General features: G+C 54.1%; 15 protein-coding genes. 11 read left to right on the top strand and 4 right to left on the bottom strand.

Annotated elements, in window-relative coordinates:
* Window positions 1-16: 16 nt before the first annotated feature.
* From L2731_RS04395 to L2731_RS04385, 3 genes are all read left to right on the top strand, one after another.
* Window positions 17-1,177, top strand: a complete 1,161-nt coding sequence (locus tag L2731_RS04395) for a homogentisate 1,2-dioxygenase (protein ID WP_249252015.1) — start codon at window positions 17-19, stop codon at window positions 1,175-1,177.
* A gap of 91 nt (window positions 1,178-1,268) precedes the next feature.
* Complete coding sequence (gene hppD / locus L2731_RS04390; protein ID WP_249252012.1) at window positions 1,269-2,309, top strand: 4-hydroxyphenylpyruvate dioxygenase; 1,041 nt, start codon at window positions 1,269-1,271, stop codon at window positions 2,307-2,309.
* Between the two features lie 134 nt (window positions 2,310-2,443).
* The gene (locus L2731_RS04385; protein ID WP_249252011.1) at window positions 2,444-3,061 is read left to right on the top strand and encodes a LysE family translocator; all 618 of its coding nucleotides are present in this window, start codon (window positions 2,444-2,446) and stop codon (window positions 3,059-3,061) included.
* A gap of 47 nt (window positions 3,062-3,108) precedes the next feature.
* Here the strand turns inward: L2731_RS04385 and L2731_RS04380 are convergent, their stop codons facing one another.
* Window positions 3,109-4,413: a GNAT family N-acetyltransferase gene (locus L2731_RS04380; RefSeq protein WP_249252010.1), complete on the bottom strand. Its 1,305-nt coding sequence runs from the start codon at window positions 4,411-4,413 to the stop codon at window positions 3,109-3,111.
* Window positions 4,414-4,583: 170 nt separating this feature from the next.
* Between L2731_RS04380 and ggt the strand changes: the two genes are divergently transcribed.
* Window positions 4,584-6,314, top strand: a complete 1,731-nt coding sequence (gene ggt, locus L2731_RS04375) for a gamma-glutamyltransferase (protein ID WP_249252009.1) — start codon at window positions 4,584-4,586, stop codon at window positions 6,312-6,314.
* Between the two features lie 259 nt (window positions 6,315-6,573).
* Here the strand turns inward: ggt and L2731_RS04370 are convergent, their stop codons facing one another.
* Entirely contained in the window at window positions 6,574-8,145 is a 1,572-nt protein-coding gene (locus L2731_RS04370) for a methyl-accepting chemotaxis protein (RefSeq protein WP_249252008.1), read from the bottom strand.
* 346 nt (window positions 8,146-8,491) lie between these two features.
* A complete protein-coding gene (locus tag L2731_RS04365) occupies window positions 8,492-10,183 on the bottom strand; it encodes a dipeptidase (RefSeq protein WP_249252007.1) in 1,692 nt (563 codons plus the stop codon).
* A gap of 261 nt (window positions 10,184-10,444) precedes the next feature.
* Between L2731_RS04365 and L2731_RS04360 the strand changes: the two genes are divergently transcribed.
* From L2731_RS04360 to L2731_RS04350, 3 genes are all read left to right on the top strand, one after another.
* Window positions 10,445-12,625, top strand: coding sequence for a M3 family metallopeptidase (locus L2731_RS04360; RefSeq protein ID WP_249252006.1), 2,181 nt, complete (start codon window positions 10,445-10,447; stop codon window positions 12,623-12,625).
* 333 nt (window positions 12,626-12,958) lie between these two features.
* Entirely contained in the window at window positions 12,959-15,037 is a 2,079-nt protein-coding gene (locus L2731_RS04355; RefSeq protein ID WP_249252005.1) for a bifunctional 2',3'-cyclic-nucleotide 2'-phosphodiesterase/3'-nucleotidase, read from the top strand.
* Window positions 15,038-15,153: 116 nt separating this feature from the next.
* Window positions 15,154-15,756 carry a DUF938 domain-containing protein gene (locus tag L2731_RS04350; RefSeq protein WP_249252004.1) on the top strand — a complete coding sequence of 201 codons (603 nt, stop codon included), beginning with the start codon at window positions 15,154-15,156 and terminating at the stop codon, window positions 15,754-15,756.
* A gap of 152 nt (window positions 15,757-15,908) precedes the next feature.
* On the opposite strand, the gene L2731_RS04345 is transcribed toward L2731_RS04350, so the two are convergent.
* Window positions 15,909-17,699 (bottom strand): acyl-CoA dehydrogenase C-terminal domain-containing protein, encoded by a 1,791-nt coding sequence (locus tag L2731_RS04345; protein WP_249252003.1) that lies wholly within the window; start codon window positions 17,697-17,699, stop codon window positions 15,909-15,911.
* Between the two features lie 251 nt (window positions 17,700-17,950).
* Here L2731_RS04345 and L2731_RS04340 point away from each other — a divergent pair, with 251 nt between their 5' ends.
* The 4 genes from L2731_RS04340 (at window position 17,951) to L2731_RS04325 (ending at window position 23,713) form a co-directional block, all read left to right on the top strand.
* On the top strand, window positions 17,951-18,811 hold the full coding sequence (locus L2731_RS04340; protein ID WP_249252001.1) for a D-hexose-6-phosphate mutarotase: 861 nt from the start codon (window positions 17,951-17,953) through the stop codon (window positions 18,809-18,811).
* 249 nt (window positions 18,812-19,060) lie between these two features.
* The gene (locus L2731_RS04335) at window positions 19,061-23,080 is read left to right on the top strand and encodes an intermembrane phospholipid transport YdbH family protein (protein WP_249252000.1); all 4,020 of its coding nucleotides are present in this window, start codon (window positions 19,061-19,063) and stop codon (window positions 23,078-23,080) included.
* Window positions 23,081-23,227: 147 nt separating this feature from the next.
* A complete protein-coding gene (locus tag L2731_RS04330; RefSeq protein WP_160290154.1) occupies window positions 23,228-23,371 on the top strand; it encodes a YnbE family lipoprotein in 144 nt (47 codons plus the stop codon).
* A 21-nt stretch (window positions 23,372-23,392) separates the two neighbouring features.
* On the top strand, window positions 23,393-23,713 hold the full coding sequence (locus L2731_RS04325; protein ID WP_249251999.1) for a YdbL family probable chaperone protein: 321 nt from the start codon (window positions 23,393-23,395) through the stop codon (window positions 23,711-23,713).
* Window positions 23,714-23,937 lie beyond the last annotated feature (224 nt).

Below are 23,937 nucleotides of genomic sequence, written 5' to 3'. Positions count from 1 at the left end.
CCCAAGGAAAGAAGCCATGCCATTTTATGTAAGACAGGGGGAGATCCCCCATAAACGCCACATCACCTTCAAGAAAGACAATGGTGAACTCTACCGGGAAGAACTCTTCTCCACCCATGGCTTCTCCAATATCTACTCCAACAAGTATCACCACAACATGCCAACCAAGGCATTAGAGGTGAGCCCGTTCGAGGTCAATCACGGCCATACCTGGCAAGACACCTTGATCCAGAACTACAAGTTGGACGCTAAGCTGGCCGACCGCGAGGGTAACTTCTACTCGGCGCGCAACAAGATCTTCTTTAATAACGACGTAGCCATGTACAGTGCCAAGGTCACCGAGGCTACCGAAGAGTTTTACCGCAACGCCTACGCCGACGAGGTTATCTTCGTCCATGAAGGCCAGGGCAAGCTCTACAGCGAATATGGTGTGCTCGAGGTGAAAAAATGGGACTACCTGGTTATCCCGCGCGGCACCACCTATCAGCTTAAGTTTGACGATTACAGCCAGGTTCGCCTGTTTGTTATCGAAGCCTTCTCCATGGTGGAGGTGCCTAAGCACTTCAGAAACGAGTACGGACAGCTTTTGGAGTCCGCTCCCTATTGTGAGCGCGACATCCGCGTGCCCACTCTGCAGGACGCAGTGGTCGAGAAAGGCGCCTTCCCCTTAGTGTGCAAGTTTGGCGACAAGTATCAGCTGACACAACTCGAGTGGCATCCCTTCGATCTCGTGGGCTGGGACGGCTGTGTCTACCCCTGGGCCTTCAACATTCAGGATTACGCCCCTAAGGTGGGTCAGATTCACCTGCCGCCGTCGGATCACCTGGTATTTACCGCCCACAACTTCGTTATCTGTAACTTTGTGCCGCGCCCGTACGACTTCCATCCCCAGTCGATCCCGGCGCCTTACTACCACAACAATATCGACAGCGACGAAGTGCTCTACTATGTCGACGGCGACTTCATGAGCCGTACGGGTATTGAGGCCGGTTACATGACGCTACATCAGAAAGGCGTTCCACACGGACCACAACCTGGCCGTACCGAGGCCTCTGTCGGTAAGAAAGAAACCTATGAATACGCAGTGATGGTCGACACCTTCGCCCCACTGCAGCTAACCCAACATGTACAAGGTTGCATGAGTAAGGACTACAACCGCTCCTGGTTAGAAGACTAATACCGTTCGGCACACGCCGAATCACAACGAATAACCTAACAAGTCACCCCAGAGTGACTGTGGTTGTAACAAATTGAACGAGGATACTCACATGGCAAGCGAACAAAATCCACTGGGATTACTGGGCATCGAATTTACCGAGTTTTGCACCCCAGATCTCGACTTTATGCACAAGGTCTTCATCGACTTTGGCTTCTCTAAACTGAAGAAGCATAAGCAAAAAGATATCGTCTACTACAAGCAAAACGATATCAACTTCCTGCTGAACAATGAAAAAAGCGGCTTCTCTGCCGAATTTGCCAAGAAGCACGGACCAGCCATCAGCTCAATGGGCTGGCGCGTAGAAGATGCTAAGTTCGCCTTCGAAGGTGCGGTCGCCCGTGGCGCCAAGCCAGCCGGCGATGAGGTAAAAGATCTGCCCTATCCGGCCATCTACGGCATCGGCGACAGCCTGATCTACTTTATCGATACTTTCGGCGCGGACAACAACATCTACGCCACTGACTTTGTCGACCTGGAAAACCCAGAGATAGTGCAGGAGAAAGGCTTTATCGAAGTCGATCACCTGACCAACAACGTCTACAAGGGCACCATGGAGCATTGGTCGAACTTCTATAAAGATATCTTCGGCTTTACCGAGGTGCGCTACTTCGACATCAAGGGTTCGCAGACGGCGCTTATTTCCTATGCCCTGCGCTCTCCCGATGGCAGCTTCTGTATCCCAATTAACGAAGGTAAAGGCGATGACAGAAACCAGATCGACGAGTACCTAAGAGAATACGACGGCCCAGGCGTACAGCATCTGGCGTTCCGCAGCCGCGACATCGTAGCCTCACTGGATGCGATGGAAGGCAGCTCGATTCAGACCCTGGACATCATCCCAGAATACTACGACACCATCTTCGACAAGCTACCACAGGTGACCGAAGACAGAGAGCGTATCAAGCATCACCAGATCTTGGTGGACGGTGACGAGGACGGCTATCTGCTGCAGATCTTCACCAAGAACCTGTTTGGTCCTATCTTCATCGAGATCATCCAGCGCAAGAACAACCTGGGCTTCGGCGAGGGTAACTTCAAGGCGCTATTCGAATCAATTGAGCGTGACCAGGTGCGTCGCGGCGTACTCTAAACCCACGCCGATTTGACATAGCGCGACATAAAGAAAACCAGCCATCTAGGCTGGTTTTTTTCTTTGCAGCGAAGCGATAAATCACTACACTAGCCTGCCGAGTCATTTACCAAAGTCGCGACTTTCACAATCAGATGTCAGAACATATTCTCATTGCCGTTTTTCTGCCAACCTTCTTCTTTGTCTCCATTACCCCAGGCATGTGCATGACCCTGGCGATGACACTAGGCATGAGCATAGGGGTGCGCCGCACCCTGTGGATGATGATAGGTGAACTGGCCGGGGTTGCCCTGGTGGCCGTTGCGGCCGTGATGGGCGTTGCCGCCATGATGCTCAACTACCCACAGATCTTCGAGATCCTCAAATGGGTAGGCGGTGCGTATCTTGGCTATATCGGCATTCAGATGTGGCGCGCCAAGGGCAAGATGGCGAGTCTCGATGATCAAAACACACAGATCAGCAACCAGGCGTTGATCTCACAGGGTTTTGTTACCGCCATCGCCAATCCCAAGGGCTGGGCCTTTATGATCTCCCTGCTGCCTCCCTTTATCGATGTCGAGCGCGCCGTGGCACCGCAGCTGAGCCTGTTATTAGCGATCATCATGATGACCGAATTTGTCAGCATGCTGGCCTACGCCAGCGGCGGCAAGTCGCTCAAGCTGTTTCTGGCCAAGGGTGACAACATCAAATGGCTTAATCGCATCGCGGGCTCCTTGATGATAGGAGTTGGTTTCTGGCTGGCCCTGGGCTAATTGGTAATTGCGCTCACTAGCAAACACCATCTTTTTTCTCTTTTCCGTTAGCGGCGCTTAAAAGGCAGTATGGTCTCGAGCTCACTCATATAGGTGGTTACTGCCTGTCGTTCCTGCAGGACAAAATCGGCGATGGCGCGGCGAAAGTCACTATGTAAGATCTCATGCACCGAATAGGTGGTCACCGGCTCAAACCCTCTGAGCACCTTATGCTCGCCCTGGGCACCGGCATCAAATTTGTTAAACCCCTTGGCGATGGCATACTCTATCCCCTGATAGTAGCAGGCCTCGAAATGCAGCCCGGCTATCTCCTCCAGGGTGCCCCAGTAACGGCCATAGAGGCACTCTTGGCCGACAAGATAGAGCGCCGCCGCAACCTTAACGACTGCCCCCTCCAATTGGCTATCGGCCTGTTGGCAGTTATCCTGATGCTGTCCATCAAGAGATTTATTATGAGCCACACGCTCCACCATCAAGAGGCGTACACATCCCGGCATCTGTTCAACCAGGGCCTTAAAGAAGGCGGCATTTAGATAGCCCTGATGACCGGATCGCTTGTAATAGGTACACTGGTAGCAATGCACAAAATGATTAAGCTCTGCCGCTGTGATATCAGGCCCTTCGATGAAACGAAACCTAAGCCCAGCGTTTGCAAGGATCCGGCGCTCCTTGAGGATCGACTTGCGCCTGCGACTGGTCAGCCGCGAGAGAAAATCATCGAAGCTTTGATAGCCTTTATTAAACCAATGAAACTGAGTACCGAGGCGCTCAAGATGCCCCTGCTTGGTTAGGGTGATTCGCTCGTTTTCGGCTAAAAACAGGCTGTGCCAGCCCGATGCCGAGCAGGTTTTAGCGAGCTGGCCTAGATACTCACCCAGTGCGCCGATCAATCTGGCCTTTAGCGCATCGGATAGGCCTTCTCTCAGGCCGATGCGCGGCCCCGTCACTGGGGTAAAGGGGATGGCGTTGACCAGCTTAGGGTAGTAGTCGAGCCCGTGGCGCTCATAGGCCTGGGCCCAGGCCCAATCGAACACATACTCGCCATAGGAGTGCCCCTTGAGATAGAGCGGCATCACGGCGAGCACCTTACCGGGATCAAGTTGACACTCATCGCCCTGATTATTATCCCCTATTTGCCCGGCCTCACTGACCACAAGATGCATGGGTCGCCAACCCGTCTGTTCTCCCACACATCCGCTTAGCTCGAGAGCATGTAGATACTCATAACGACAAAAGGGGTTAGCCGATCCGTTCTGCTCCTGCATGTTCGCGCTCGCCATCAGAGCATTCCACAGAGGCGCCCCCAGGGTGGCGATTTGACTAACACACTGAATCGAATATGATGCCGCCAAGACCTACTCCTTAAAAAGATGGCTTGATTTCAGCAGTAATAATCGGCACATTGAAACCAAGAGAACTGACTCAGTAGCTTAACACGCTTAATATTCTTATCACTCTTCTTACTCTATAACGCGCGTATTCATTGCAATACTCTTATTACTTTAATCATTAAGGAACCCGTGTGCGTCCAATAAAAACCTTACTCTTTGCCATCAGCCTCAGCCTGCCGCTCGTCGCAGGTCAGTTTGCCCAGGCCACAGAATCCTCCATCTATAGCCACAGCGCCACAGTTCAACCTGTTTGGGCCAAGCACGGCATGGTGGCCAGCCAGGAGGCCGTAGCCACTCAAGTCGGGGTCGATATTCTCAAGCAAGGCGGTAACGCAGTCGATGCGGCGGTCGGCGTCGGGTTTGCCCTGGCGGTCACCCTGCCAAGGGCCGGCAACATAGGCGGTGGCGGCTTCATGCTGGTGCATCTGGCCGAGGGGAATAAGACGGTCGCCATAGATTATCGTGAGGTTGCCCCCAAACGCGCCCACAAGGATATCTTCCTTAACGAGCAAGGTGATGCGGTCGCCAAGCTCAGCCGCGAACATGGCCTGGCTGTAGGCGTACCCGGCACCGTCATGGGAATGGAGTTAGCCCTTAAGAAATATGGCACCATGACCATGGCCCAGGTGATCGAGCCCGCCATTAAACTTGCCGAACAAGGCATCAGCGTCACCGCAGATCTGGCCACCTCGCTTGCCGGACTGAAACGCCGAATCTCCCAGTGGCCGAGCTCGAAGGCGATATTCTACCGCCCCGATGGCAGCAACTTCGACATAGGCGACACCCTGACGCAGAAGGAGCTGGCCCACTCACTCAAGCTGATCAAACAACAGGGTAGCAAGGGCTTCTACGAGGGGGAAACCGCCGAGAAGATAGTTGCCAGCGTCACCCAGGCAGGCGGCATCATGACGATGGACGATCTCAAACAGTATCGCGTCATCGAGCGTCAGCCCGTCCAGGGCGAATACCGCGGCTACCAGGTGATCTCCATGCCGCCGCCCTCCTCCGGTGGTATACACATTATCGAGATGCTCAACATGCTCGAGCCTTACCCCATCGCCAAGCTCGGCCATAACACCGCCGATACCCTGCATCTGATGGCCGAGGTAATGAAACGCGCCTACGCCGATCGCAGCGAATACTTAGGCGACCCCGACTTTGTCGAGGTACCGGTTAACACGCTGATCAGTAAAGATTATGCCAAATCACGCGCCAAGGGGATCGCTATCAACCGCGTCACCCCAAGCAGCGAGATCGCCCCTGGCAAGCTAAGCGGCTACGAGAGCCCGCAAACCACCCACTACTCAGTGGTTGACAAGTGGGGCAACGCCGTCGCCAACACCTATACCCTGAATTTCAGCTATGGCTCCGGCTTAGTGGCACAAGGCACGGGGATTTTGCTTAACAACGAGATGGATGACTTCTCGGCCAAACCCGGCGTGCCTAACGGCTACGGCCTGATCGGCGGCGATGCCAATGCGGTAGAAGGCGGCAAACGTCCGCTCAGCTCCATGAGCCCCACCATAGTGATGAAAGATGGCAAGCCCTTTATCGTCACCGGCAGTCCGGGTGGCGCACGCATCATCAACACTACCATGCAGATCATCATGAATGTGATCGATCATGGACTCAACATCGCCGAGGCCAGCTACGCCAGCCGCGTACATCACCAATGGCTACCGGACGAACTGCGAGTGGAGAAGAGCCTCAATCGTGACACCATCTCGCTGCTAGAGGCGAGAGGCCATAAGGTGAGTGTGAAAGATGCCATGGGCTCGACCCAGTCCATCATGATCACCGACGAGGGGCTGTTTGGCGCCTCAGATCCCCGCCGCGCAGGCAGTGCTGCCGCAGGCTATTAATATCAATCGTAATAAATAATTGATCATTCTAGCTTGTTAAAACGCTCGATAACTGTATTAGTATTTTTAATTGTAGAATAACTACTTATCTAAAAATCCTGCTTTGTTCTCAAGCGTTTTTCCTACGCTATTTCTGATCACATGTTTACTGTGATTGGTATAACGCGATAAACGATTAATGCTAAACAACAAAAAAGGGAAGCTTAGCTTCCCTTTTTCATCTTCATTTCTTAACACTCATTTCTTAAAGCTCATTTTTTCATTTCATTCGCAGACTCTGACGCCAGAACTGCTGAGACAGATGATGGGTCTTAGCCGACAGGCGCGCTATCTGCTCTCCCCGCTCCTCGGCATCCTGTGTTTGACGCAGACTGGCCAGGGCCAGCTCGTTGATCAACTGAATCGACTGGCTGATCTCGCTGGCCACCGCCGTCTGCTGGCTCATGGCCGCGGCGTTGGCATCACTCATCTGATTGAGCCTGTCGATAGAGGCGCGCAGCTCCTCGAAGGAGGCATCGACCTGTTGAGCCAGGCCAACCGAGTGCTGCGCCTGACGCTGACCCGCCTGCATGGTCTGGCTGGCCTTGAGGGTACTGTCTCTAAACTTACTGACAATCGCCTCGATATGGCTGGTTGACTCACTGGTACGGCTCGACAACTGGCGCACCTCATCGGCCACCACGGCGAAGCCTCTGCCCGACTCGCCGGCGCGGGCCGCCTCGATGGCAGCATTTAACGCCAACAGGTTAGTCTGCTCGGCGATGCCGCGGATCACCTCCAGCACCTCATTGATTTCCTGACTGTCCTGTTCGATTGAGGCCACCACGGCAGAGAAGTTACTCACCTCCTGATGGAGCCCCTTGATAGCGTTAATCACCTCGACCAGCAGATCATGGCCTTTCTCTGCTGCCTCATGGCTCATGGACATCTCTTCGGCCGCCAGTTGAATATTCTGACTCACCTCGTTGAAACTGGCGCTCATCTCCTCCACCGCCGTCGCCGCCTGGCTGGTCTGCTGACTCTGACCGTCGGCGCGCTCTCGGGTATGGCTGATGGTCTCATTCAGGCTAACACTCAGCGACTGAATCGACTCGGCCGAGTCCGCCATGCGTCCTACGGCGCCGCCGGTTTCCGTCAGCAGGTATTGCAGGGCAAAACCGAGTTTACCCAGCTCATCCTGACGACCACTGTAGACGGCGGTCGCCAGGGGATCCTCTATGATGTCGCTTGCCTGTTTAACCAAGGCGTTAAATGGCTTGAGCGTCAGATAGAGACCCGTCAGGCCAACCCCCACGGCCACCAGCAGCGCCAGCAGTGGCGAGTAGCCGGCCAGGCCGACCGCCAGGCCGAGACTGAGCAGCAAGACCAGACCCAAGCGCTTGGCAAATCCGAGACGCGCCGCCTTAAGGGCACTGGGCTGTTTGCCGGCATTCAATGCACCATAGATCGCCTGGGCGTTATCAATCTGCGCCTGGGTCGCCTTTCTGCGTACCGACTGATACTCATGCACCTCGCCACCTTCCAGCACGGGCGCCACATAGGCATTGACCCAGTAGTGATCGCCTGACTTGGCGCGATTCTTTACTATGCCAATCCAGGGCTTACCCTGCTTGAGCCGCGACCACATAGACTCGAATGCCGCCGACGGCATGTCAGGGTGGCGCACGATATTATGGGGCTGACGGTAGAGTTCATCCTGGGTAAACTCGGACACCTGAGTGAAGCCAGCATTAGCGTACTTAATCTTGCCCTTAAGGTCTGTGGTCGACAATAAGATAGTGTCGGGCGCGAACACCTTCTCTTTCTGTGTGACAGGTTGATTGTTTTTCATATTATTGTTCTTCTGGGTACAAAGACATTAGGGTCTGTTTATCTTTCAGGTTTACTTTTTGTTCTATTTAAACGTGTATTGCTCAAGGCGCATTTAGATGAACCCTTCGGGCAGCTTTTGTAGGCCATTTCTACTGTGTTATCGCCCGTTTCTGTAACTCTGGTTTATAAAAAACACTACACTACACGGACTCTGCCTTGTATAAATCGCCTACAAAATGCTGCAAAAAACAAACAGGAAAGGTCAACAGCCCCTAGCTAAGCTTATCTAACGCAATTAAAAAGTCATTGATAATTATCAACAAAGACTAAATCACCTTAAAAACTGTCAGGTCATTTTGCAAGCCTTAATCGCTGGTGCGCTGCGCCCCAGTCTTAGTCTCTTGCTTAGCATGCTCGGATAGCTGTTCGGTTGAGGCGGCCAGCTCGACGAAAGCGGCAGTATACATCTGCAAATTGAGCATAAACTGCGCCTCGGTGATAAATTCGTGCTCGCTATGACCTGTATATTCCACCCCTGGCATGGCCGGGCCAAAACTTAAAGCATTAGGAAACAGCTTGCTGTTGGTCGACCCGCCGATGGCCACAGGCTTAGGCGATGGCGTATCGGTAAAGTGACCAAATACCGACAGCAGGGTCTGCAGATGCGGCGCCTTATCCATCAGCTTGGGCTCTCCCCAGTAGGTCTCCACACCCGTTAGCGCCACCTGGTGCTGCGCCTGCCAGCCCTCAAGCGCCTTGTGGGTCTCGAGATCCAGCTGGCTAGGCGTCTTGCCAACGGGGCGCCTTAGATTAAGCACTATCTCTGTCCCCTGCTCGTTGGGCTTAACCAGGGTGGCGGCCAGCGTCATCGGGCCCATGAAATCGTCCTGATAGGCGATATCACCAAACTGCTCGCCATAGAGTCCTAACCCCACCATCTGCTGGATAAACTCAGCCGTGAGCGACGCTTCGCTGCGCGCAAAACGAATGCCCCTTAGCAGCTCGGCCAGATGGGTCACGGCATTGATCCCAGCCTCTGGGGTCGAGGAGTGGGTCGATTTGCCAAGGGCCGTGATGGAAATAGCCTCTCCCTCCTGGGTAAATTGATACTTCATCCCCTGCTGGTTGCTGGCCTTCTCCTTCAGAGCGGCGATTGTCTTGTTATCTAGCCCAGAGATCTTGGCCACCGCCTGCTGGGGCACCTGACTGTCGAAGGCGCCGCCAGAAAACCTATCTAAGCTGGCCGACGCGCCAGAGGCTGCTTTACCATCCTTAGGCATCTTGGGCGTCTTGGGCATCTTAGGAATAGTCAGGCGAATTTCACTCCAGCCCTTCTCGGCGGTCACCACCGGGTACTCGGCGTCTATGGTGATATTGATATCGGCGGGAGTAAATTCGGTCAAAAAGGCCTTAAGCGGTGCCCAATCTGACTCTTCGGCCAGATAGACCAGGAGTTCGATACGCCGGTTAAGCGCCACTCCCTTGTCTTTAATCGCCTTCATGGCGTACATAGCCGTGACAATCGGCCCCTTGTCATCTTCGGTGCCACGGCCAATCAGGTAACCAGGCTGAGACTCACGATCCAGCACAAAGGGGTCCTGCTGCCAGAAGCTGGCGTCGGCGGGCTGCACGTCACCATGGGTGATCACCCCAAGCTTATCTTCTGCCTCACCCAAGCCGATGAGCACCACATAGCCTCTGTCGCTGTAATCTAGCCCTAGGCTCTCGCTTAGCGTCTTTAATTGTGCCTTGAAACCGATAAACTCGGGGTGGGTCAGCGGCGTCATCCCCTCAGTCTCTATCGTCTTATAGGGGAGCAGGGTCGACAGTGCCGCTATGGTCTGCTCGCCATAGGTGCTAAGGGCATAGTCGGCGATCTCCTCGGCCAGCGGCGAGACGCCGGGCGCCTGGATAGCTCTTGAGCCCACTGCAGGGGCGACTTCTGAGCCCACTTTTAAGCTTGTCAGTGAAGTGACTTGGGGAGCGGCCAAAGAAAGCGTGCTGGTCAATAGCAGGCACATGGCGCCGACAGGGTTTAAGTGGAATTTAAGGGTCATCTCTTATTATCATTATTAACGTCAGGTTGACGCATTTTGCCACACATGCATCCATTTAGGATGCAAAAACAGGCAATTCAAAACATTTGTTACAAACAAAACACAAAATCGATAGATTTAGCCGTCAGAACCATGATAATGAGCGTTTTAATATCCAAACTCAGGCAAGTTAAGTTTGGATATCCGCAGCCTTTTCGGCAACAAAACTCAGTTACGACACCAGATCGTAGCCTATACAAATTAATCATCGGGGATTTGAATATGAAGGGATTGACCCTCAAGCCAATCGTATCCGCCATGGCACTTGCCATCGCATTAGGCGGCTGTAGCGCCCAAAGTGGCAGCAGCCAGGAAGCGGAAGTCGCACCCAATGTGGTTGCGCAGCGCATCATAGACAACAACGCCGGCAACCCCTTCTTTAAGCCCTACGACACTTTTTTGGGCATGCCAGATTTTGACAAGATCAAGCCAGAGCATTATCTGCCAGCCTTCAAGGCGGGTATCGCTCAGCATAAGGCCGAGATCCAGGCCATTATCGACACCCCAGCCGCCCCAACCTTCGCCAACACCATCGAAGCCATGGAATTTTCTGGCGATCTCACCACCAAGGTGGCTAGCGTCTTCTACAACCTGACCAGTGCCGACACCAACGAGCAGCTACAGGCGATCTCGAAAGAGGTTTCACCTATGCTGTCTGCCGCCGGGGACGATATCCTGCTCAACGACAAGCTATTCAAGCGCGTTAAGGCCGTCTACGACCAGCGTGACAGCCTGGCGCTTAACACGGCCCAGCAGAAGTTGCTGGAAGATACCTACAAGTCTTTCACCCGTGGCGGCGCGAACCTAAGCGATGCCGACAAGGTTAAACTGAGAGCCTTAAACGAGAAGATCGGCAAGCTGAGCCTGGAGTTTGGCGACAACCTGCTGGCCGAGACCAACGCCTTCGAGCTGGTGATCGACAATCCAGCCGATCTCAAAGGTCTGCCCCAGGATGTGATCAACACCGCCGCGCAAACTGCCGAGAAGAAAGGTCACCCGGGCAAATGGGTATTCACCACTCAACGTCCATCTATTACCCCTTTCCTCACCTATGCCGACAACCGCGAGCTGCGTGAGAAGATCTACAAGGGTTACATCGAGCGTGGCAACAATAATAACGCCCACGATAACAAGAAAATTCTGGCCCAGATGGCGGCCCTTCGTGCCGAGCGTGCGCAGCTGATGGGTTACAAGAGCCATGCCCACTTCGTCCTCGAAGAGCGCACCGCCAAGACACCCGAAAACGTCTACGGCCTGCTAGACAAGGTATGGCCTGCCGCACTTGGCCAGGCCAAGGCTGAGGTTGCCGTGATGCAGAAGCTGATCGACGAAGAAGGCGGAAACTTCAAGCTAGCCGCATGGGACTGGTGGTACTATGCCGACAAGATCCGTGTGGCCAAATACAGCTTCAACGAGCAGGAAACCCGTCCTTATTTCTCACTGGAAAACACTTTGAAAGGTGTCTTCTACACCGCCAATCGCCTCTACGGCATCACGGTCAAGGAGCGCACCGATCTGCCTAAGTACAACGACGAAGTGCGTACCTGGGAAGTGTATGACAAAGACGGTTCTCTGATGGCAATCTTCTTAGGCGACTACTATGTGCGTGACAGCAAGCGTGGCGGGGCCTGGGCAAACTCTTACCGCCAGCAATATAGAATGCACGGCGTCGAGTCTAAGCCGATTATCGTCAACGTGCTTAACTACCCTCGTCCCGTGGGCGATGAGCCTGCGCTGCTGACCTTCGATGAAGCCAGCACCCTGTTCCACGAATTTGGCCATGCCCTGCACGCCATGCTGTCAGACGTTGAGTATCGCTCACAGGCTGGCACCTCGGTACCACGTGACTATGTAGAGTTCCCGTCACAGGTGATGGAAAACTGGATGACGCAACCCGAAGTACTGGCGCAATTTGCCAAGCACTACAAGACGGGCGAAGTGATCCCTCAGTCTCTGGTTGAAAAGATTCAGGCGGCCAGCAAGTTCAACCAGGGCTTTGCCACGGTAGAATATATGGCGGCGACCAAGCTGGATCTCGACTGGCACACCCTAAGTGACTTCGAACCTAAGGATGCCGCCAAGTTTGAAGCCGACTCACTGAGCAAGATGGGACTGATTGAGGAGATCGCGCCGCGCTATCGCAGCACCTACTTCTCACACATCTTCTCGGGTGGTTACTCAGCCGGTTACTACAGCTACCTCTGGTCTGATATTCTGGGCGCCGATGCCTTCGAGGCGTTCAAAGAGAACGGTATCTTCGACAAGGCAACCGCCGACGCCTTTAGAAACAACGTATTGTCTCAAGGCGGCAGCGACGATCCTATGCAGCTCTACAAGCAGTTCCGCGGTAAAGAAGCGGGTATCGAACCACTGCTTCGTAGCCGTGGCCTGCTAGCCAAGTAATCGGCCCCGTAAGTCGCAGATAAGTCTGTCGACACGTTAACAAAAAGCACGCTCAGGCGTGCTTTTTTTATGTCGTCAAACCGGCAGGTTGTGCAATTAGGCAACAACTTGCTCAAGGCGTCAGCAAAACACAGCAAGCCGATACAAACTGTCACATAAACAGTGGCTTATTGTCACAGTTTTTACATTTCATCTCTCTATAATTCGCCAGGCGGCACTCGGGTTAGCCAGGCCCAACGGCCTGCTCAGCCACAGCTTAGCCGCACTGATGAGGCCCAACTGCTATCTGCAGGGGCTTCGGGGTCAAACAATAGTTAATAGAGATTGATGGATATGTTTAATAAAAAACTATTAGCCGTGGTTATCGCATCGAGTATCGGACTCACCGCCTGTAGCTGGAACGACGACGATGAAGACACGATCACCTCGGCGAACGTGGAGCTCAGGGTGCTGGAAACGACCGACCTGCATACCAACATCATGGATTTCGACTATTACCAGTCTAAGGTCGATCCCACCATAGGCCTGGCGCGCACTGCCAGCCTGATCCACGCCGCCCGTAAAGAGGTGAGCAACTTCGTTTTGGTCGATAACGGCGACCTGCTGCAGGGCAGCCCAATGGGCGACTACATGGCTAAGATAGGCCTCAAGGAAGGCGATGTTCATCCCGCCTACAAGGCGATGAATACCTTAGACTATGAGGTGGCCAACATAGGTAACCATGAGTTTAACTATGGCCTGGATTTTCTCGAAAAGGCCCTGAGCGGCGCCGACTTTCCTTATATCAACGCCAACGTCTACTGCGCGGCCGATGACTGCTGGAATGACATCAAGAAAGGCGACAACCTGTTTACCCCTTACCTGATCAAGGAAAAAGTGGTCGTCGATACCCAGGGCCGTGAACACACCATCAAGATAGGCTACATAGGCTTCGTACCGCCACAGATCATGTTGTGGGACAAGCAGCATCTTACCGGCAAGGTGGAAGCCAAAGATATCATAGAGACAGCCAAGCTATTTGTGCCTAAGATGAAGGCCGAGGGCGCCGATGTGATCATCGCCATTCCGCACTCGGGTATCGGCTCGACGGAAAACCCAGGGGACGCCATGGCAGAAAATGCCACCTTCGCCCTGACCAATGTCGAAGGCATAGATGCCATCATGTTTGGCCATAGCCACTCTATCTTCCCCCACGCCAACTATGCCGATCTGCCTAATACCGATGTCGAGAAGGGCCTGCTGAACGGCGTGGCCGCCGTTATGCCCGGTCGTTGGGGCGACAACTTAGGGGTGGTGGATCTTAAGCTGACCCTCAAAGATGGCGCCTGGTCGGTTACCGATGCCCAAACCCAGGCGCGTCCCATCTATGATGGTGCCAACAAGGTCGCCCTAGTGGATGCCGATAAGGATATTCACGATGCGGTCGAACTTGAGCATCAAGGCACCCTCGCCTTCGTGGATCAACCCATAGGTGTCGCCGCCGCGGACATGTATAGCTTCCTGACCCTGGTACAGGATGACCCAACGGTACAGATAGTCTCTGACGCGCAGATTGCGCAGGTCAGCGCCAAACTGCCAGAGTCTCTACAGGGGATCCCTGTGCTATCAGCGGCGGCGCCATTCAAGGCAGGTGGGCGTCACGCTACCGAGGCAGATGCCTCGCAGTTTGTTCAGGTCGATGCCGGCAACCTCACCTTTAAGAACGCCGCCGATCTCTACCTCTACCCTAACACTATGGTGGCGGTGAAGATCACAGGCGTCGAGCTCAAAGACTGGCTCGAGTGTAGTGCCAACCAGTTTAACCAGATCGACCCTAACTCCAGCGAACCTCAGTCACTGATCAACTGGAACGGCCATCCGACCTATAACTTCGATGTGATCGACGGCGTGACCTACAAGATAGATGTCACCCAGCCGAGTAAGTTTGACCGCGATTGCGCCCTCGTTCCCGGCAACGAGAACGCCCAGCGTATCGTCGATCTTGCCTACACCACACCAGAAGGCGAAGTGATCACCGGCGAGGCCCTAAGCGCACAGGAGTTTATCGTAGCCTCTAACAACTACCGCGCCTTTGGCGGCAAGTTTGCCGGTACGGGCTCAGAGTATGTGGTGATGGAGCTACCAGACACCAACCGTGAGGCCCTGGCCGCCTATATCACGGCGCAATCTAAGCCAAACGATCAGGGTGGTTATGATGGCATGGTCGACCCAAGAGCCGACTACAACTGGGACTTCAAGACCATCAACACTCAGGTGGCGCTAGACATCCGCTTTGAAACTCAGAACAGCGAAAAGGCCGACAAGTTCATCAAGGATAACCAGCTGCGTAAGATAGAGAAGTTAGCCGAGCCTGATGCATTGGGCTTTGCGGTCTACCGCATCGATCTCACCAGCGAACCTGTCGCCAAGTAATAGGGTAAAAAAACACCCTAAATAGAAAGCGCCTTCGGGCGCTTTTTGCTTGCACGCGCCATTTAAACTCGCGTAAATTGTGTCATCACAGTCACTCACATAACTTGCGCCGCCTTATGTCATTAAGCCAACTCCCCTTTTCTCAATCTTGCGAAAACAACAAAGCGCCGATTTTGGCGGTGCTGAAACAGAGCTTTAAGACGACGCGCCGGGTATTGGAGATCGGCAGCGGCACGGGTCAGCACGCGGTATTCTTTGCCTCCCACCTGCCCCATCTCACCTGGTGCCCTAGCGATCAGCCGCAGTTTATCGAGCCGCTCGAGATGCGAATCGCCCTACAGGGCGGCGATAATATCGCGCCGCCCGTTACCCTGGATGTCACCGCCCCCTGGCCGCTCACGCCGGGAGAGGTCGACGGCATCTTCAGTGCCAACACCCTGCATATCATGAGTGAGGCCATGGTGGTCGACTTCTTTAAGGGCGTTGAGCGCCACCTCAGCAATACTGGCAGCCTCTGTGTCTATGGCCCCTTCAACTATCACAATCAATACACTAGCGAGAGCAATCGCCAGTTCGATATCTGGCTCAAGCATCGCAACATCCACAGCGGCATCCGCGACATAGAATGGATAACTGAACTCGCCGAAGCAGCAGGCCTCAATCTGCAGGCCGACTATGAGATGCCGGCCAACAATCGTTTGCTGCATTTCATGCGCTAACGCCATCATCCTGTCGCTTACCCTTTTAAATCGCCAAGTGAAAGGACATTAAAAAAGGGCCTTACGGCCCTTCTTGCTAGATCGAATCTGACTCAATTCTAACTTGCCCATTCGAATCTGGCCGAGTCGAATCTGGCCGAGTCGAATCTGGCTTAGTCGAAATCGCTGTCTTGTAACTGAGTCAGCAGCTCACAGCTGCGCTCCATCTGGTAGCGAATACTCCTGGTCTGAGGCGCCCAGTAACTCATGTAGAATTTCGCCGTCACCAGCTTGTTGGCGTAGAAGGCCTCCTCTTCGCCCGCCGCCATGACCTGATGAGCCTTAACCGCCATGCGCGCCCACATCCAGCCCAGGGCCACTATTCCCAGGATCTGCAGATACCCCATAGAGGCGGCGCCTATGATGTCTGGATTCTTAACCCCGTTGGCGACGATATACTGGGTCGCCTTCTCGAGGTCGGTCGTGGCCTCCAACAGCGGCATCAGATAAGGTTTGAGCGTCTCATCCTCGAGGTGCTCAGTCAGGAAGGGCTTAACCATCTCAGACCAGAGCCCTAGGGCCTCACCCTTATCGGCGAGCAGTTTACGCCCAACGAGATCCAGCGCCTGCACACCATTGGTGCCCTCGTAGATCATGGCGATACGGCTATCGCGCACAAACTGCTCCATGCCCCACTCGTGGATATAGCCATGGCCACCATAGACCTGCTGGGCATCGACACAGGCCTTAAAGCCTTGATCTGTCACGAAACCTTTCACCACAGGGGTAAAGAGCGCCGCTAACTTGGCCGCCGTAGCCGCCTTGGCCTTATCCTGATGACGATGGGACTCGTCGAGCCAAAGCGCCTGCTGGCCCATCAGAGCCCTGGCGCCCTGGTTAAAGGCTTTCTGAGCCATCAACATGCGTCTGACATCGCCATGAACCAGAATAGGATCGGCGGGCTGCTCGCTCGCCTTCACGCCGCTCAGAGCACGCCCCTGTAGGCGCTCTCTGGCATAGCTCAGGGCATTTTGATAGGCGATCTCAGACACCCCAAGCCCCTGCACACCCACACCGAGTCTCGCCTCGTTCATCATGGTGAACATGGCTCTAAGCCCCTGATGGGGTTCGCCCACCAGCTCGCCGATGGCACCATCGAACACCATGACACAGGTAGAGTTACCATGAATGCCCATCTTATGTTCTAGGGCGCTGGCCTCGACGCCGTTTTGACAGCCTAAACTACCATCCTCTTTCACCAGATATTTAGGCACGGCGAACAGGGAGATCCCCTTCACCCCAGCTGGCGCATCGGGCAGGCGCGCCAGCACAAGATGCACTATGTTGTCGGCCAGGTCGTGATCGCCAGACGAGATAAAGATCTTCTCACCGCTGATGGCATAGGTGTCCTCGCCCGCGGGCTTGGCCTTGGTACGCAGCAGCGCCAGATCCGTGCCCGCATGGGCCTCGGTCAGATTCATGGTGCCTGTCCATTCGCCCGACACCAGCTTTTCGAGATACTTGGCCTTAAGCGCGTCGCTGCCGTGGGCATGAATGGCGGCGTAGGCGCCGTGGGTTAGCCCTGGGTACATGGCGAAGGCCATGTTGGTCGCGGTCTTCATCTCGGTGGCAAACACGCCGATGCACTCGGGAAGCCCCTGACCACCATATTCGGGATCGCTGGTCAGCGTCGCCCAGCCATTATCGACATATTGGCGATAGGCTTCTTTAAACCCCTGGGGGGCACGCACCTGCCCCTCGACCAGCTGGCACCCCTCAACATCACCTTTGCTGTTGAGCGGCAGCATGATCTCTGTGGTAAAGTCGGCAACCCCTTGAAGGATAGCGTCACTCAATTCGGCGTCGATCTCATCGAATCCCTGAAGGTCGTCTCGCTCATAGATATTGAGTAACTCGGAGAGAATAAACTGATAGTCGCGCAGTGGAGCTTGATAGATTGGCATTCCTTATTCCTTCTATTGTCGAATTCCAAAACGAACAGGCGCAGGTAGGCTTATTAGCGCTCGCTCAACTATAGTGCTCCGACCACTTTACCCAAATCTGCTCAAAAATACAGCCCTTAAACCAGGCTGAATTCCCCTCGACCTTGAAAAGCACAAAAACAATCAATGTCATACTACAGCTTAGGGATAAAACTCTGTAAGCTAGGTCAACAAATGATTTACCCGCCCGGCCTAACTCGTGAGGAGCATTTATGGGTTCTGTAACCGTCAAGAAACATCCCCAAGGACTCGAATATGTCGAGGTCGATACCGATCTCTGTCAGGCACGCATATTCATGCAAGGTGCGCAGATAGACAGGTTTCAACCTAAGGGACAAGCCCCGCTGCTTTGGGTATCGAGCGCCGACGATTACCAGCCCGGCAGCGGCATTCGTGGCGGCATTCCTATCTGCTGGCCTTGGTTTGGCATGCATGAAAACCCGCAGTGGCCGCAGCACGGCTTCGCCCGTACCCGTCTGTGGAACTTAGATGCTGTGCAGATGCGCGATCAGGTGGTCGAACTCAAGTTTAGCCTGACCATAAGCGATGACGATAAGCAGTACTGGGCCCATCCGAGCCGAGTCGAGCTTATCTTCACCCTGAGCGATAGCCTCAGTGTCAGCCTGGTTAACACCAACCTGGGAGATACGCCCATCAACCTGACCCAGGCGCTGCACACCTACTTCCCTATCGAGGATATTCACAAGCTAAAGGCCAGCGGCTTTAACGGTGCCCGCTATATCGAATTTGGTGAAGGGCCCTACCCTCAAGCCGGCGATGAGGTGCTGTTTGATCGGGAAACCGATCGTGTCTACACCCAGCTAGGCGACTGCCAGTTGCTGCACACCCCACAGGGGATCATCGAGGTGCGCCGCGACAACAGTCACTCGGCGGTGCTCTGGAATCCCTGGATAGAAAAATCCAAGCGTCTGTCACGCTTTAACCCTCAAGACTATCTCACCATGGTCTGCCTCGAGGCCGCCAACGTGTTAGAAGATAGGGTCGAACTGGCACCAGGCGAGTCCCATACCCTTAGCACACATATTCGCTGGCTGCCTAAGGCGGAGTCTTAACAGGATTTGGCTGAGTCTGAGTGAACCTGACCCGGCTCGAGCCGATATTTAGCCCGATATTTGGCCCGATATAGAGAAATGGGCGCCGCATCTATAGGGCGCCCTCTGATTAACTTCAGGCCTTGGGGCAAGCGAGCTAAAATAGAACTGTTAGCGCCGATAAATGGCTAAGCCAGACGACGTAAGCTAAACAACGAAAGCCGAAAAAGCTAAAGCTAACTAAGGCAAAACAACCAGAGACAGGGACAGATGTCGCGACGTTTTTTCACCTCCCGCATCACTAAATTACTCACCGGCGCCGTGCTGCTGTCCCTGCTGCTCTTGCTGCTAGTGGCGAGTCAACTGGAAAACCTGGTTAAACGTCTCGCCAATTCCTATCTAACGGATGCCGGTATCAGCATAGAAACGCTGCGGCTCAGTCCTGCCGACCTCATGGATCTCAAGCTGCCCATGGTACTGCTTAAGGTCGACAATAATCTGGTGAGGCTCGAGGATATCGGGCTAACGCTCGCCAAAGACTGGCTATCTGCGCCAATCGGGCTGGCACAGATAGAATCTCTCGCCGTGCGCCGCGCACAGGTATCCCTCAGCCAAGACTACTTTGACAGCTTAGGTCGCCAGCAAGACTCAGGTACCAGCAGCGCCCTTAACTTAGGCGCTCTGCCCCAAATTGCCCTGGGTGAGATAAGCTTTAACCTGCTAGGCAAACAGTCACAAGGCCTGGGCGCCAGGTCGCAACCACTGGGACTCAAACTCGATTATCTTAACCTGGACAATCGAGGCCAGCTCACCGGTGCCCTTAGCTTCTATCAGGCGCCACTGTTGACCCTGGCGGCGACACTCGACAAGACACGCTGGCAACTCTCTAGCCGACTCGAATTCGAGCCCCTCGGGCGCCTTATCGGCGAGCTCAGCTCGCTGACATCCAATGCCCCAAAAATAGGCTCAAGATCAGCATCGTCAACAGGGCAACAGACGCCAGCCCTCGTTGAGGCGCCCCTTATGGTGGCTGCATTACATGATGTCAACGCGCGTTTAACCCAGGCGTTTTCCCTAAGCGGCAGTCTCAGCTCCCAAGGCGAATTAGACCTTATCAAAGGCGAACTTCACTCCCGCCATGATTTTAGCGATCTGAACATCACCCTGAAACGGCTCGCTGACCAGCCTCTCTCGCCGGCGATCGCCATAGCCGTGAACAGCCATGATCAAAGCGGTCATGCTCACTCGGCTAAGAGCATGGCAGTTGACCTTAGTGGCCCCCTAAACGATCTGCACCTCACCCTGTCCCCCTTTTTGCTCACCAGCAGCACGACACTCGAGCAGCTCAGAGAACTGGCCGGAGAATCCGCATCGTTCGGCGCGCTGCTAACGGCACTCGAAGCCCAGTCACCGAATGAGCAGACGGTGGAAGTCGCCCTCGAACTCGGCGCGCCAACCAATGTTAACCAGATGACTGAGGTGCGAGAGACACAAACAAAAGACGCGCAGCTAAGCGCCGAGGCGCTGAACCTTGCCATCAAAGATCAAACACTAACGCTTGGTGCGTTCACCGCCAAAGTTGCCACTCAGGGCGCTGCGCTAATTGCCAGGCTCGAGCAGGCCAGATTAGCTAAGATAAAACCGCAAGAAGCCAAGCAAGAAGTCAGGCAAGAAGTCAGGCAAGAAGTCAGGCAAGAAGTCCGGCAAGAAGTCCAGCAAGAAGTCCGGCAAGAAGTCCGGCAAGAAGTCCGGCAAACAACCGAGCCTGCAGAGACTCAACAGTCAAGCTCCCTATCTGTCTGGCAACTCATCGGCGACTGGCAGATTGAATCTCTGCTAAAGCAGCCACTGTGCCTCATGCTGCCGCCATACCCACAGCCAAAAACGGTACAAGATCTGCAGACAAGCAAAGGCTGTGAAACCATTGCCGAAAGCGAAACGACCAAAGGAAATAGACCAAACGTAGCGAAGAAGCCAAGCATAGAGAATCGCCTGAAACTTGCCGCCGCAAACCTGAAAATCCAAGGCAGGCTCGATGCACGGCAAGCTGAATCGACGACAGCAAGTGCTAATGACACGAGAGCCCCGGAATCGAGCGCTCTCGAGTTGACGCTCACAGGCCAGCTCGCACTGACCCAACCTGAATTTAATCATCAGTATCTTAAGGTCGGCGCAAGTATGATAGCCACAGAAATACCTGAGCCTGTGCATCTCACCCTAAAAGCAGGGCCAGAGCCGGCACTAAGACTTGACTGGCAAGGGCTAAATGTCGCTATCGACGGGCATCATCTCAGTTGGCCTGCAAGTTACAATAAGCAAGGCGCGGCGGGCAGTGAGGCTAGCAAGTTAACTAATGAGCTACTCGCTAGGCTTACCAGCGAGCAGACTCGCACCTCTCTGGGCGCCGGCCATTTATCTCTTGCACAAGGCAACCCCATATTCGCCGAGCTGAGTCACTTTAAGAGCGTGACCCACTCCCCTCATCTTGTTATGCCAACTCCCTTAACGGCTGACACTCCAAATACGTCGCCGCTGCATGAGCTTGCCCCTAATCTGCGTGAGCTATTTGCAAACGAACTTGTGCTTGAAGCTGTGAAACCCGTGCGCCTGGATGAGCAAACGCTGCTTATCCCGCCCATTGAGGCTAAGGTAATTTCGCTCGCCGCAAGCGAGCAGAAAGCCGTTAAGGGTCAGGCTCAGGCCCAAGCTAAAACGCAACAGCAGGCACAGACTCATGCTCAGACCCAAACTATGCGGCTCAACCTGGACGAACTGAGCCTGACGACACAGACCATTAGGCTAACGCCTCAATCGGCCAAGGGCGACTCAGACACAAAAGCCGATTCAAAGGCTAACTCTGACGAGCCTGCAGCTGCCTTCTCATTTTCGCCAGATGCCCTGTTAGCATCGCCCTGGCAGAGTAGCATAGACTACCGGCTCAGCAATCTTAAGCTGACTCAGGAGAGGTTTCGCCTCAATAAATTGCGCCGCAAGGCGCTCATTAAGCTGCCTAGCGCCAACCTTAATCAATCGCTGCATTGGCATGGCATACGGCCACCAGCTGGCGTAGGCAAAGTAGCTACACCTTCGGCGGCAATAAGCCAGATGCCATCAAAAAATTTGATCCAAACACCAGATGATTTGATTAAAGCACAGCAACATTTGAGCAAAGGCGATTCATCTAAAAGCAATGCCATCGAGCACTATGGGCTGACCACCCTTGAGCAGTGGGATATCAACGGTCTGCCGTTTGCGAGCGAGCATCACTTATCGCTTTCAAGCAGTTTGACACCTCAAGTGCTTAAGGGGGCTCTCACCCTGACAAGTGACGCCAACGAGCTGATCAAACGCCTGACGCGCTTGGCAGGCGACCTCCTTGAAGACTCATTGATCGGCGATATCAATCTTACCAGCCAGCATAGCCTCAACTGGCGGGGGGATAACATGGATTTTGCCTTTGCCTTGACCCCAGAGGTTAAGCTTAGCGAGGGTAGCCTTAACGCCCTGCCGTTCGAGCAGGCCGAGTTTACTGGTCAATGCCAGCTAGCAGGCGTAAAAGGTGCTCAGGCGTTATGGGCTAAGTTTAGCTGTGACCCCCTGTCGCTGGATGTCGCCGCCTTCAACCCGGGGGTGTTGCTGACCGACATTAACGCTCATGCCAAACTCAAGTTGGATCTGACCCAGGGAGCGAATGATGCGTCGCTCGATAAAAAGGCTGAGGATGGCATGGTGCTGAGTGGCGCCGACGTGAAACTCGATGCCAGGGCCAACACCCTGGGGGGAGAGATCTTACTCCCTATCTTTAACCTTAATCTCGGTGCTCCCTCCTCTGCCTATCTGGTGCTGCAGGGGCTGGATCTCGAGCAGCTATTGGCCGCCCAGCCCCAAACTGGCATCTATGCCGACGGCATCTTCGATGGCGTACTGCCGGTCCAGCTAGAAGATGGCCAGGTGAGCATCACCAAGGGTCAGTTGGCGGCACGCGCACCGGGCGGGCTCATCAAGGTAGATGACAATCCGGCCGTGCTGCAGATGCGCCTGTCACAACCCTATCTCGATTTTGCCTTCTCGGCACTGGAAGAGCTGCACTACACCCAGCTGTCCAGCAGCTTCGACATGGCCCCCAACGGCGATGCCTTACTGAAGGTCCAGGTGAAAGGACGGGCCAAAGATATTGAACGCCCTATCCATTTGAATTACGCTCAGGAAGAGAATATGTTGCAGTTACTCAAGAGTTTACAAATCGGTGATAGACTGCAAAGCGAAATCGAGCGCGCCATGGCTAACTAGTTCGGCGCCAAACGTTCAGCCTATGGTCATCTTAGGGAACTACACTAAGACCATAGCCAATGAAATTTTCAACCAGATTAAGGAAGCACTGTGAAGAAATTGCTAACCTTGCCGACGATACCCCTGAGCCTGGCCGCCGTGCTGCTCATGGGCGGCTGCACGCCAACGGTCAAGATAGAGCCACCTGAGAAGCCTATCGTTATCAACCTTAACGTTAAGATTGAACATGAGATCAAGATTAAGGTGGATAAAGAGCTCGATGAGCTGATCAACAACGATGAACTCTTCTAATCAAGGTATAAGGTGATCCCAATGAAAAGCAAAATACTCGTCCTCATGGCCGGACTTCTTCTCAGCCTCAATGCCTTCGCCATCTCGTTGCAAGACGCCAAGGCGCAAGGGTTAGTGGGCGAACAGGTCAACGGCTATCTCGGTGTGGTGGTCAACAACAGTGAAGCCAGCGCCCTGGCCAAGTCGGTCAACGCCAAGCGCAAGGCCCACTATGAAAAAATCGCCCGTAAAAACCAGATAAGCGTCGATGACGTGGCCAAGCTGGCCGCCGAAAAGGCGATAGCGGCCGCCGCCAAGGGCCATTACATTCAGACCGCCCAGGGTAAGTGGGTCAAGAAATAGCGGATTTACCCTCTAGCTGCAAAACGAATAAGCGACGCCTATGCGTCGCTTATTTATATTCCCACTTCTTTCCTTTTAACTCTACCTTAAACTCTCCTTTTTACTCGCCTCTCCTTTGTACTTTCCTCTCCATTTTAGTTTCCTTGTCGCCTAAACGGTTATTGCCTAAGCACCATATCAGGGCTCATGCCTGTACTTAGACCGGCATTTACGCTGATTTTGGG

The sequence above is a fragment of the Shewanella aquimarina genome (assembly GCF_023349185.1).
GTDB lineage: Bacteria > Pseudomonadota > Gammaproteobacteria > Enterobacterales > Shewanellaceae > Shewanella > Shewanella aquimarina.
Note: the sequence above shows the minus strand (reverse complement) of the source record. Positions and strands in the feature narration are given on the sequence as shown.

Coding starts and splice junctions, on each gene's coding strand:
- L2731_RS04355 (WP_249252005.1), top strand. CDS start 12,959: ATGTTTAATAAAAAACTATTAGCCGTGGTTATCGCATCGAGTATCGGA.
- L2731_RS04335 (WP_249252000.1), top strand. CDS start 19,061: ATGTCGCGACGTTTTTTCACCTCCCGCATCACTAAATTACTCACCGGC.
- L2731_RS04385 (WP_249252011.1), top strand. CDS start 2,444: ATGTCAGAACATATTCTCATTGCCGTTTTTCTGCCAACCTTCTTCTTT.
- L2731_RS04330 (WP_160290154.1), top strand. CDS start 23,228: ATGGGCGGCTGCACGCCAACGGTCAAGATAGAGCCACCTGAGAAGCCT.
- L2731_RS04345 (WP_249252003.1), bottom strand. CDS start 17,699: ATGCCAATCTATCAAGCTCCACTGCGCGACTATCAGTTTATTCTCTCC.
- L2731_RS04360 (WP_249252006.1), top strand. CDS start 10,445: ATGAAGGGATTGACCCTCAAGCCAATCGTATCCGCCATGGCACTTGCC.
- L2731_RS04365 (WP_249252007.1), bottom strand. CDS start 10,183: ATGACCCTTAAATTCCACTTAAACCCTGTCGGCGCCATGTGCCTGCTA.
- L2731_RS04395 (WP_249252015.1), top strand. CDS start 17: ATGCCATTTTATGTAAGACAGGGGGAGATCCCCCATAAACGCCACATC.
- L2731_RS04370 (WP_249252008.1), bottom strand. CDS start 8,145: ATGAAAAACAATCAACCTGTCACACAGAAAGAGAAGGTGTTCGCGCCC.
- hppD (WP_249252012.1), top strand. CDS start 1,269: ATGGCAAGCGAACAAAATCCACTGGGATTACTGGGCATCGAATTTACC.
- L2731_RS04350 (WP_249252004.1), top strand. CDS start 15,154: ATGTCATTAAGCCAACTCCCCTTTTCTCAATCTTGCGAAAACAACAAA.
- L2731_RS04325 (WP_249251999.1), top strand. CDS start 23,393: ATGAAAAGCAAAATACTCGTCCTCATGGCCGGACTTCTTCTCAGCCTC.
- L2731_RS04340 (WP_249252001.1), top strand. CDS start 17,951: ATGGGTTCTGTAACCGTCAAGAAACATCCCCAAGGACTCGAATATGTC.